This is a genomic window from Bartonella eidoli (genome assembly GCF_036576145.1).
Lineage (GTDB): Bacteria > Pseudomonadota > Alphaproteobacteria > Rhizobiales > Rhizobiaceae > Bartonella.
In genome coordinates this window covers 198,198-211,167 of record NZ_JBAFWX010000001.1, presented here as the reverse complement: position 1 = coordinate 211,167, position 12,970 = coordinate 198,198, and the positions used below count along the sequence as shown (strand labels likewise).

General features: G+C 37.5%; 5 protein-coding genes and 1 tRNA gene. 4 read left to right on the top strand and 2 right to left on the bottom strand.

Translation table 11 applies throughout. The features are described 5' to 3' along the window. Nucleotides 1-264: 264 nt before the first annotated feature. Together V5N68_RS00855 and V5N68_RS00850 are read right to left on the bottom strand one after the other, a co-directional pair. Nucleotides 265-340 (bottom strand) — tRNA-Ala (locus tag V5N68_RS00855). A gap of 118 nt (nucleotides 341-458) precedes the next feature. After that, nucleotides 459-836, bottom strand: a complete 378-nt coding sequence (locus tag V5N68_RS00850) for a TIGR02300 family protein (RefSeq protein ID WP_332065304.1) — start codon at nucleotides 834-836, stop codon at nucleotides 459-461. A 179-nt stretch (nucleotides 837-1,015) separates the two neighbouring features. On the opposite strand from V5N68_RS00850, the gene aroA reads away from it, so the two are divergent. From aroA to V5N68_RS00830, 4 genes are all read left to right on the top strand, one after another. Then, nucleotides 1,016-2,344 (top strand): 3-phosphoshikimate 1-carboxyvinyltransferase, encoded by a 1,329-nt coding sequence (gene aroA, locus V5N68_RS00845; RefSeq protein ID WP_332065303.1) that lies wholly within the window; start codon nucleotides 1,016-1,018, stop codon nucleotides 2,342-2,344. Beyond that, nucleotides 2,341-2,985 (top strand): (d)CMP kinase, encoded by a 645-nt coding sequence (gene cmk / locus V5N68_RS00840; protein ID WP_332065302.1) that lies wholly within the window; start codon nucleotides 2,341-2,343, stop codon nucleotides 2,983-2,985. The genes aroA and cmk overlap by 4 nt, the downstream gene beginning before the upstream one ends. A gap of 135 nt (nucleotides 2,986-3,120) precedes the next feature. Further along, entirely contained in the window at nucleotides 3,121-4,821 is a 1,701-nt protein-coding gene (rpsA, locus tag V5N68_RS00835) for a 30S ribosomal protein S1 (protein WP_332065301.1), read from the top strand. Between the two features lie 197 nt (nucleotides 4,822-5,018). Next, complete coding sequence (locus tag V5N68_RS00830; protein ID WP_442879677.1) at nucleotides 5,019-12,842, top strand: GH36-type glycosyl hydrolase domain-containing protein; 7,824 nt, start codon at nucleotides 5,019-5,021, stop codon at nucleotides 12,840-12,842. Nucleotides 12,843-12,970: the final 128 nt, after the last annotated feature.

Here is a 12,970-nt window from a genome sequence, read left to right as displayed (position 1 = left end):
TTAAATGGCAGAAATGCTAAACGGCTTCATTCCTTCTTTTTAGATAGGTCGTAGAAACATCGCTAGCCCATTTGTCTACTTTTAAAAACAAAACCTTCACCGATATTGAAACTTAGCGCAACATATATTGCAATGACTACAAACAAAAACATTGTTATAGGAATCATTTAAATACCAACTAGGTCACCTCAAGTACCACAGTGCCAACCCTCACTCAGCATCTAAATCTCTTTACATATAGCCCCTTATAAAAATATCCTTTATTGGTGGAGCTAAGCGGGATCGAACCGCTGACCTCTTGCATGCCATGCAAGCGCTCTCCCAGCTGAGCTATAGCCCCAACAAAAAATGGACACTCTCTTCTCGAAATAGAAAATAGTTTTTAAGTTTTTTAAAGCGAGCAAAATTTAATATCAAGGAAAATTTACATTTAATGAAAAGAATAGCTTCTAACTTTTTCAATCATCATCGCTAGAAACATTGCCTCCGAGAATACCAGTAACGTCATTATCCTCATCATCTTCATCATGAGACAGAAATGTATCATCATCATCACCGATATCTACATCACTATCTCCTAAATCAGGAAGATCATCATCTTTAGAATCATCGACATCTTCTTCTAGAAGCATAAAAGCAGACTTTTCAAGCGCTGTATCAAGCTCTTCAGCATCAACCTCTTCTTCACCATTTGCTTCAGCTGCTGCAACCTCAAAATAAGAACGAGGATAAGAAATACCTGTATAAGGCGACACAATAGGGTCGCGATTAAGATCATAAAACTTCTTTCCCGTTTCTGGATCAACACGTTTAGTTCCAAGTTCTTGTTTTGCCATGAACCGTGCCTCTTTTTAAAACTATAATTGCAATAATAAATTACGGTGCTTAATCGAAAGATAGTAATTTTGTCAAAGATAAATACATTGTTTTACATGAATTTCCTCATGACGCCTTTAAAAGCATATGCTAAAGAATACTTCTTTAATAATTTTAGACAAAATTAAACAGAATTTTTATGAAAAAAGCAATCCCTATAACTGCCTATCAGTCTACAAATCTTTCTGGAACAATTAAAATACCAGGAGATAAATCCATCTCTCATCGATCTCTTATATTGGGGGGATTAGCAAGTGGTGAAACGTATATTCATGGACTACTTGAAAGCGATGATATTCAAAAAACAGCTGCCGCTATGCATGCTATGGGAGCCTGTATTCATAAAAAAAACGGCGTCTGGGTTATTCGTGGAACTGGCAATGGTTGCCTTTTGGAAGCACAGACCCCTTTAAATTTTGGGAATGCCGGAACAGGTGTACGTTTAGTTATGGGAATGGTTGGTCCCTATCACATGAAAACAACATTTACTGGTGATACTTCGCTATCTAAACGACCAATGGGACGTATTCTTGACCCATTGCGTTTAATGGGAGTTGAAATTGAAGCAAAACACGGAGAGAATCTTCCTTTAACGCTTTATGGCCCTAAAATGGCGAATCCGATATGTTACCGTATTCCAATAGCTTCCTCCCAAGTTAAGTCAGCCGTTCTGCTTGCTGGACTTAATATCGCCGGCACGACGACTGTTATCGAGCCGATCCTCACTCGAGATCATACAGAAAAAATGCTAAAAGCGTTTGGAGCTAAACTTGAAATAGACGTCAATGCAAAAGGCACACGTTTTATTCACCTTAATGGCCAACCACATCTTACTGGAACAACTATTGACATTCCAGGTGACCCCTCTTCTGCAGCTTTTCCACTTATTGCTGCCCTTCTTGTAAAGGATTCTGATATCACCATTGAAAATGTTCTTATAAATAGATCACGGATAGGACTTATTAAAATATTATGGGAGATGGGAGCGGATATTAAACTTTTCAATCAGCGCCAAACAGGAGGAGAAGATGTAGCTGATTTACGGGTCAAATCATCAGAGCTAAAAGGGGTAACTGTACCCAAAGAATGGGCTCCCTCTATGATTGATGAATACCCTGCTTTAGCGGTAGCTGCAGCCTTTGCTGAAGGAAAAACAATGATGTTAGGACTTGAAGAGTTACGCGTTAAAGAATCAGACCGACTTTCCGCTATTGCACAAGGACTGAAAATCAATCACGTAAACTGTGAAAAAGGTGAAGATTTTCTCATTGTTCATGGAAAAAATTCCGCTAAAGGATTGGGTGGTGGACACGTTATGACATACCTCGATCATCGCATTGCCATGTGTTTTCTTGTCTTTGGACTTGTATCAGAAAAACCAGTTACCATTGATGATAAACGAATGATTTCTACCAGCTTTCCCCAATTTATCCCTCTCATGCAACAACTCGGAGGAAAAATTAATTGAAACCTTTTGTTATTGCAATTGATGGACCAGCAGCATCAGGAAAAGGAACACTAGCACACAAAATTGCTGAGTACTATCATCTTCACCATTTAGATACTGGTCTTACTTATCGCGGTGTTGCCTATGCCCTTTTACAAAAAAAACTAAATATCAATGATAAAAACAGTGCTATTATTTATGCTAAAAATATTGACTTTAATACCTTAAATCCGGCTATTCTCTCATCTCATGAACTTGGTGAAGCGGCTTCAAAAATAGCACTCATACCAGAAGTTCGTGAAATTCTTGTTGCTAAACAACGTAGCTTTGCGAAAACTTTACCCGGAAGTGTACTTGATGGTCGTGATATTGGTACTATTGTATGCCCTGATGCAAATATTAAATTTTATGTTTTAGCCAATGTTCAAACACGCGCAAAGCGCCGTTATCAGGAAATTTTGAAAAAAGGATACAACGCAGACTATAATAAAATCCTAGAAGATATTAAACAGCGTGACAACCGAGATATAACCCGCAAACAAGGCTCACTAAAACCAGCAAAAAACGCCCACTTGCTTGATACGTCAGAATTGGGTATAGAAGCAACATTCGTAGCTGCATGTGCTCTTATTAATCCTATTATAAATGATCCATGTAGTTAATGAAATCGTCAAGGTAATTTTCGGCCTAGCGCTAATTTTTCTTCCTGTATTAAGAAATAAGGCAGTCAGTTACCCACTATTAACACTAACCCAGCGCTTAACCTTTTGGAATAAAGGTATATATCAGGAGTTCTTATGTCACAATACAATCCCACAACAGCGGATTTTGAAGCCCTTTTAATGGAATCTTTCCAAACCAATGATCTTAATGAGGGATCCGTTGTTAAAGGTCGTGTCATTGCAATTGAAAAAGACATGGCCATTATTGATGCTGGCCTTAAAGTTGAAGGACGTATTCCACTCAAAGAGTTTGGAACTAAAGGAAAAGATGGTTCCTTACAAATTGGTGATGAAGTTGAAGTTTACATCGAGCGCATTGAAAATGCGATGGGTGAAGCTGTTCTATCTCGTGAAAAAGCAAGACGAGAAGAAAGCTGGATTCGTTTGGAAGAAAAATTTAATGCCGGCGCACGCGTCGATGGGATTATCTTTAGTCAAGTAAAAGGAGGATTTACAGTCGACCTCGATGGAGCTGTTGCCTTTTTGCCCCGCAGTCAAGTAGATATTCGTCCCATTCGTGATGTTTCTCCATTAATGCACAATTCACAATCTTTCGAAATTTTGAAAATGGATCGTCGCCGTGGCAATATCGTTGTATCACGTCGTACAGTCTTAGAAGAAAGCCGTGCAGAGCAACGTTCAGAAATTGTTCAAAATCTTGAAGAAAACCAAATTGTTGAAGGTGTAGTAAAAAATATCACTGATTATGGTGCCTTTGTTGATCTTGGCGGAATCGATGGTCTCTTACACGTTACAGATATGGCATGGCGGCGCGTAAATCATCCATCAGAAATCCTGACAATCGGTCAAACTATTAAAGTTCAAATTATTCGTATCAATCAAGATACGCACCGCATCTCCCTTGGAATGAAACAACTTGAAAGTGATCCTTGGGAAAGCATCAGTGTCAGATATCCTATCGGTAAAAAAATTACTGGTGCTGTTACCAACATTACTGATTATGGTGGTTTTGTTGAAATAGAACCAGGAATCGAAGGATTGATCCATGTTTCCGAAATGAGTTGGACAAAGAAAAATATCCACCCTGGAAAAATTTTATCCACATCACAAGAAGTCGAAGTAGTAGTTCTTGAGATTGATCCTTCTAAGCGCCGTATTTCTCTTAGCTTAAAGCAAACATTTGAAAACCCCTGGGTAGCTTTTGCTAATAAATTTCCGATTAATTCGCAAATCGAAGGAGAAGTCAAAAACAAAACAGAATTCGGTCTTTTCATTGGATTGGAAGGTGATGTTGACGGTATGGTTCATCTTTCTGACCTTGACTGGAATCGTCCTGGCGAGCAAATCATTGATACGTATACTAAAGGCGATATCGTTAAAGCCGTGGTACTTGATGTTGACATTGAAAAAGAACGCATTTCTCTTGGAATTAAACAACTTTCTGACGATAAAGTTGGAGAAGCTGCTGCGTCTGGTGAACTCCGAAAAGGTGCTGTCGTCACATGTGAGGTTACCGCAGTCAATGAAAATGATATTACTGTTAAATTGATTGACCACAATCTTGAGACAACTATTCGCCGCACTGATTTAGCGCGTGATCGTGATGAACAACGTCCTGAGCGTTTTTCCATTGGTCAAAAAGTTGATGCCCGTATCACAGCATTCGACAAAAAAACACGTAAACTTTCAGTATCAATTAAAGCACTCGAAATTGCAGAAGAAAAAGAAGCTGTTGCGCAATACGGCTCCACAGATTCAGGCGCTTCTCTTGGTGATATCCTCGGCGCAGCATTGAAAAAGCAAGAACAAGATTAATAATAAAGTAGAATAAACTAAGGCCGCTATTGGGGGGCGGCCTTTTTTATTTTTCGGTGACACTACGTTATTGAGTTTTCAATCATCTCCTCATCAAAAACCTATAAAAGACTTTTAAATACAATCCCCATTATTGAGATAAAAATGCCCATTATTAAATAAAATAAACCATATCATTGAATAACAATTAAAATATTATGGCTCTTACAATATCTTTCATGAAGCACTTTTGTTCCAAACAAAAAAAAAACAACTGCTTCACTAAAACTAGCTTTCCTATTCGCTCAACCTATAAATCACAAAATGAACTTTATAAATTAGGTCGCACCATAGCATCTGATGAGAAAATTTTATTCCCTGAATATGAAGTAAACCAAAGTTTCTATAAAAGATTGAACGAAAATGCCAAATTTATTCTTCATATTTTTAACATAAGCGATATTGCTGCACGGAACAACGAAACTATTACACCATCTGCTCAATGGCTTCTTGATAACCATCATATTATTGACAAAACTATACAACAGTTACGCCGTATCTTATCTGAATCATTTGTTAAACAACTTCCACTTTATAAACAAAAAACAAGAATACCACGTGTATTTGTTTTAGCTTGGTATTATATTTCTCATACAGATAGCGATTTTTCACAAGAAGCGCTTACGGCTATGGTCCGTGGATTTCAAGAAATTCACGCCTTGAAAATTTGTGAATTATGGGCATTACCCTCTATCATACAAATGTTATTAATTGAAAATATACGTCGCCTTGCATTGCGTATTGAACAAGCACAGCATATGCGCCATCTCGCTCACGAAGTAGCAAATCAAATCTCTCTTAAAAAAAGCGAATTAAAGTTACACACTTCCTTTTCTCTGTATACAAAGTTTCTTTCTAATTCAACTTTTTCATCTCATTTATTTTATCGTCTTCGAAGCACATTTTTTGATTCAACAGGAGCATTAAGCTGGCTTGAAAAACAATTGCATGACCAAAACACTAACCTAGAAACTGTAACAGCTGATGAACATAATCAACAAGCAGCTGATGGTGTAACCATGAGAAATATTATCCAGGCTCTTAAAGCTATTGATGATGTCGATTGGACGAAATGGTTTGAAACAGTTAGTGTTGTAGATTCTATTTTGCGTGAAAATAGCGATTTTTCTGAAATCGATTCTCATTCACGTAATATCTATCGACAAGCAATAGAAAAAATTGCGCGCAATTCGCCTCTTAATGAGCTGGAAGTTGCACGCAAAGTTATAGAAATGACGCTCGTCTCCTCAGAAAATATTTCTTATCACAACAATCTTTCTGCTGGATGGTATCTCATCGATGATGGACGTCATATGTTTGAAAAAGCTTGTAGATGTCCTCAATCCTCTTTCATAAAGTGGATACGAACTTATTGTTATTCAAAAATAAAAACAATCGCAATTCCGGTCTCCCTTTTAACAATCATTCTTTTATTTTCAGTATATGGCCTATTATGGGCATATGACATAACAAAATGGATGATTTTTCTTTTTACCGCATTAGCACTTTTTCCTGCTATGAATGCTGCTTTTTCCTTTTTCAATACTGTTATTTCATGGTTTATTCCATCAAAACAGCTTATTGGTTATGAATATAAAGATGGCATTCCTAAACATGCACGTACAATGGTTGCTGTACCTACCTTAATTACATCAAAAAATTATATTGATGAACAAATACGCAATCTTGAAATACACTATCTTTCTAATCCTAAAGGAGCTATCCATTTCGCACTTATCACAGACTGGGTAGATGCTTCACTAAAAGAAACACAAGACGATCTTGATCTTCTTCATTATGCGCAAAAAAGTATAGATAAACTTAATGACCGTTACTATCGTGATGATACTTGTCTATTTTTTCTTTTACATCGTCAACGACTTTATAATGCCAGTGAAAATTGTTGGATGGGGTGGGAACGCAAGCGTGGTAAACTCCATGAACTCAATCTATTATTAAGAGGAAGTAAAAATACAAGCTTTTATCCCCCCAGCCCCCATCTTCCCATGGATTTCCGATTTGTAATGACTCTAGATTCAGATACCCGTCTAACCCCTGAAAGTGTTACAAAACTTGTCGGAAAGCTCAATCACCCACTCAACCATCCTGTTTTCGACGAGAAAAGTGGGAATATTATAAAGGGTTATGGTATTTTACAACCTCGTACTACTCCTTTTCTTATGGCAGGAAAAGAAACATCAGTTTTACAACGGGTTTTTTCAGCTAACCGCGGTATTGACCCTTATGTTTTTTCTGTTTCTGATACTTATCAAGATATTTTGGGAGAAGGAACATTCATCGGCAAAGGCCTCTATAATATCGATACATTTGAAAAAGCACTTGATGGAAAAATTAAAGAAAACACTGTTCTCAGTCACGATCTTTTAGAAGGAGGTTATGCACATACTGCATTTGTTAGTGATGTAGAAATAATTGAAGATTATCCAACAGCATATAATGTTGATGTTGCCCGTTATCATCGTTGGATTCGTGGTGATTGGCAACTGTTACCTTATCTCTTTTCTCGGCATCAAATTAGCTCGATTACACGTTGGAAAATGCAAGACAATTTGCGCCGCTCTCTTACACCGCTTATGTGGTTGATCGCAACAGTTATCGGATGGTCTCTTTTACCATTCAAGATAGCAATCATATGGCAAATATTTTTACTGTCTAGTCTCATCGTTTCACAAATCTTAGATATATTAAAAAATTTTATTCCATCCAAGGCTGATCACTCTTGGTATGGACAACTCCAATCAATTGTAAACAAAGCTACCCTTACATCAGCAAATGTATTTCTTAAAATTACATTTCTCGCTCATTCATCTTATTTTATGACTGATGCGATTGTCCGAACGCTTTATCGCATGAAAATTTCAAAAAAACATCTTCTTGAATGGAAAACTTCAGCTACAACACAATCGATTCCTAATAGTTTTAACTTCTATTTCCAAACAATGTGGCCAGCATCGCTTATTGGTATCATTGCCATAACGCCCCCCATACTTTCCCACACTTTCACGAGTTTTATTGCTTTGCCATTTGGACTATTGTGGTTTTTCTCCCCTTTCATCGCATGGATTGTTAGCCAACCTTCAACATTTCATGATACCCTCAATATATCTTCAAAGAACAAAAAAGCACTACGATGTATTGCTCGACGAACATGGCTTTATTATACAACATTTGTTAATGCACAAAATAATCATTTGCCACCCGATAATTTCCAAGAATATCCAAAGCCTCTCGTTGCTCAACGAACATCCCCTACTAATATTGGAGTTTATCTTCTTTCTATTATTGCTGCTCGTGATTTTGGATGGATTAGTTTTGAAGAAACCATTAAACGTATTGAACGTACACTAAACTCTCTTGGCAAAATGGAGAAATTTCGTGGTCACTTCTATAATTGGTATGAAACGGACACACTGAAACCTCTTCTCCCAACTTATGTTTCAACAGTTGATTCAGGGAATCTTGCTGGCCATTTAGTAACATTGTCTTCAGCCTTACATCAATGGTCTGAGACACCTCATATTTTTTTACAAAGTGATCGAGAGGGCTTATGTGACGTAAATGCTATTCTTGCAGAAACTGTAAAAGAAATCCCAGATAATCAACATATTTCACATTCATTACGTCAACAGATAGAAGAGAAAATTATTTATTTTCATTATACAGCCAATATTTTTCTTATAAAAAAATCGGATGCACCCTATCTTTGCATCCTTAATCTTTCTCATATTGCTAATAATATAGTACATTTAATAGATGAGCTCAATCAAAAAACTCAAACAACAGAGTCTGCTCACGCGTTATCCTGGGCAAAATACCTTGTAGAAACCTGTGAAGCGCATCACCAAGATATCATCGGGAACTATGATACCGAAAAATTACGCGAAAGATTAAATACTTTAGCTGTAAAAGCTCGACAAATAGCCTTTGATATGGAGTTTGACTTTTTAAAACAGCCTAAACGGCATATTTTGTCCATTGGTTATCGTATTCAAGACAACAAACTTGATGAAAGTTGTTATGATCTTTTAGCTTCAGAAGCACGTCTTGCAAGCCTTTTTGCAATTGCAAAAGGAGATGTAAAACTTAAACATTGGTTTCATCTTGGACGATTATTGGTCCCAGTCGGTTGGAAAGGTGCCCTTTTATCATGGTCAGGATCCATGTTTGAATATTTAATGCCATCTCTCATTATACATGAACCTTTGGGCTCTATATTAGATCAAACGAACCGATTGATTATTCGTCATCAAATACAATATGCTCATAAACGAGGGTTACCATGGGGTATTTCAGAATCTGCATTTAATGCTCGCGATCACTTAATGAATTATCAATATGCTAATTTTGGTGATCCAAACCTTGGACTCCAACGTGGTCTCTCACGTCATGCTGTTATTGCCCCTTACGCTAGTCTTTTAGCTGCACAATATGCTCCTAACCAAGCTGTAACAAATCTGAAACGACTACGTAACCTCGGAGCTTTAGGAGCGTATGGTTATTATGACTCTGTTGACTTCACACCTTCACGGGTGCAAACAGGAAAAAAGTACGCGATTGTACGTAATTATTATGCGCACCATCATGGTATGTCCATTCTTGCTGTTAATAATGTCATTTTTCAAGGGCGTATGCGTGATCGCTTTCATAATGACCCTGCGATCGAAGCTGTACAATTATTATTACAAGAAAAAGCTCCCCACCAAATTCCCATCATTCATACGAAAGCTATTAATACTATGCGCAATAATTTGCAGGAGTTTGACAATGCTCCTATGCGCATCATAGAGAATCCGCTGCTAAAACCACGTTCAACTTTGCTCTTATCTAGTGGTTCTTATTCTATCATGTTAACAGCCAATGGTTCTGGTTACAGTCGTTGGCACGATTATACGATTACACGATTTATTCCTGATGTAGCAGAAGACCAACAAGGCACTTTGTTCTTTCTACGTGATACACAGACTGGACGCTGGTGGTCTGTTACTGGTGAGCCAACGCGCATTATCGAAGAAGAAGCTGTCAGCATTTTTACAGATGAAAAAGCTGAATACACAAAAGTAGTTGATGGTATAAAGTCAACACTTGAATGTCTTGTTACTTCTGGGGGTAACGGTGAAGGTAGGCGTATTCAATTAACGAATACAACGAATAAAGACCGTTTTATTGAAATTACCTCTTATGGTGAATTAGCACTAGCGACAATGGATATTGATTGTGCTCATCCTATTTTTTCACGCATGTTTATAGAGACAGAAATTGTTGAAGAAGGACGAATAATTTTTGCTAAAAGACGTAAACGCTCTCCCCATGATCCTGATATTTATATTGCTCATTTTATCACTGATACACATGATATTATCCAAGAAACAGAAGCTGAAACAAATCGTTCGCTATTTATTGGCCGAGGACGATCGATTCATCGACCTGCTGCATTTGATGACAATACTCGTTTTAGCAACAGTCAAGGTTGTGTTCTTGATCCTATCATCTCTATCCGGTGTCGCATAAAGATTCCCGCCCACGAAACCGCAGAACTTATTTTTTGGACTTTTGCTGCAAATAAAAAAGAAATGCTGCATAATTGTATTAAAAATTATAGAGAACCAAATATTTTTCAGAAAGAACTTTCAATAGCATGGACACGTTCGCAAGTTTTATTATATCAGAATGGTATTAATCTAAAAGATGCTATTTCCTATCAAAAATATGCAACATCACTTATTTATCCTGACAAAAAATGGCGTCTTCCTACTGAAGCGTTAGCAAAAAATCTTGGAAAACAGTCTGATCTTTGGCCAATGTCCATTTCAGGTGATTACCCTATCTGTCTTCTTAGATTAAATAATGGAAACGATATGACTGTATTACGTGAGCTTCTTCAAGCACATGAATATTGGCACACACGCAAACTAACTGTTGATCTTGTTATATTGAACGAGCAAACATCTTCATATATGCAGGATACACAATGCGCTATTGAATGGACATGTGAACCTTATCGTCAACGCATTAATCAAACCGATAAACGTCAGCATATTTTTGCACTTCGACGTGATCAAATGAATGAAAAAAGCTTTACAACACTTCTGGCATCAGCCCGCATCATTCTTCATGCTCAAAATGGTTCTTTATCCGAACAGCTCAAACATAGTAATGATGATGACTTTGAAATAACCAATCGTAATAATCATAAAGGTTTTCATTATAATAAATTGAACTACAAAAAACAGGTAATAAAACAAAACGAACGCAGCCTTTTTTCTTCTGTTGGTCTCATCAACCCCAAAAAGACACCTATTCTCTATGCTAATGGAAAAGATCTAAAGTATTGGAACGGTTATGGTGGTTTTAATCATCATAACCATTACGTAATACGTCTTAATGGATCTACAGTCACGCCACATCCATGGATTAACATCATTGCTAACCAAAATTTTGGCTTTCATGTATCCGCTGAAGGCACACTCTTTACTTGGGCTAAAAATAGCCGTGATTATCAGTTAACCCCCTGGGCTAATGATCCTGTTTCTAACCGTCCAGGAGAAGCTCTTTATCTTGTAGATCGTCTGTCTTTAAACTGTTTTTCACCTGTTTCTACTGTAGAATGTGATGAAAATATTACATATGAAGCATGTCATGGTTTTGGGTTTTCAACTTTTAAATCTACACACTCAGAGATCGCGTTAGAACTCACCCATACTCTTAATCAAGAACAACCTGTTCGTTTTTCCCGCCTTATCCTCAAAAACGAAGGAACAAAACCACGGAGCTTACGACTTTATAATTATGTTGAATGGGTTTTGGGAAGCTTCCGTACGAAATATGCCCCCTTTATCATTCCTTCTTATGATCCCACACGTGGCGCACATTTTGTTCAAAATCCCTACCATATAGAAAAATCCCAACAAGTAGCGTTTTTATCAGCATCCGAAATGCCAACTAGCACCACAACCAATCGCACTGAATTTATTGGCTCAACAGGAACAGTTACACATCCGCATGCTATTCGTAAAGCTGGTGATCTGTCGAATACAATTGAAGCGGGATGCGATCCTTGCTCAGCATTAGCCTATGATATTGATTTGTTACCAGGGCAAACAAAAGAGATAATCTTCTATCTAGGCAGTACAGAAAACGTAGAAAAAGCTGAAAAATTGCTAGATAAAGTGCGTACAAGTGATTTTGAAACTTTATTAAATAAACAAAAGAAAAAATGGAATGATTTTGTTTCTCCTCTTCAAGTAAAAACACCAGCCCCCTCTTTTGATATTATGGTTAATAATTGGCTTCCTTATCAAATCTATGCATGCCGTATGATGGCACGAGCAGCTTTTTATCAAGCCAGTGGTGCATTTGGCTTCCGCGACCAGTTGCAAGATAGCTTATCTTTATTATTGCTCAACCCACAACTTGCACGCGAACAATTATTAAACGCTGCAGCTCATCAATTCCCTGAAGGAGATGTGCAGCACTGGTGGATTCCTGATACCAATGCCGGTGTTCGCACACTCGTTTCTGATGATATCGTTTGGCTTGCATATGGAACAGCTCTTTATGTGAACACCACAGGTGATTACGCTTTTCTTGATACTGAAATTGCATTCATTGAAGGAGAATCTTTAAATACAGGACAGCATGACTCTTATTTTCAACCTATAAAATCCTCAAAAACTGCAACACTTTATGAACACTGTGCTTTAGCTTTAAATCTTGCTATCAAACGTTGTGGACCTCATGGCCTGCCACTAATTTTAAGAGGTAATTGGAATGATGGCATGAACTTAGTAGGTATTGAAGGAAAAGGTGAGAGCATTTGGTTAGGGTGGTTTCTTGGCACCGCATTACGCGAATTCATCCCTCTTGCTCAAAAACGCAATGACAGCGTTCATACTGAATCTTGGAGTAAAGCTCTTAAACGTTTAACAAAAGCTTTAGAAGAAAATGGATGGGATGGCGCATAGTATAAACGTGGTTATTTTGATGATGGAACTCCTCTTGGCTCTAAAAAAATAGATGAATGCCAAATTGATACCATCGCTCAATCCTGAGCCGTTATTTCTAAAATGGTATCAACTAAACGCCCAAAACA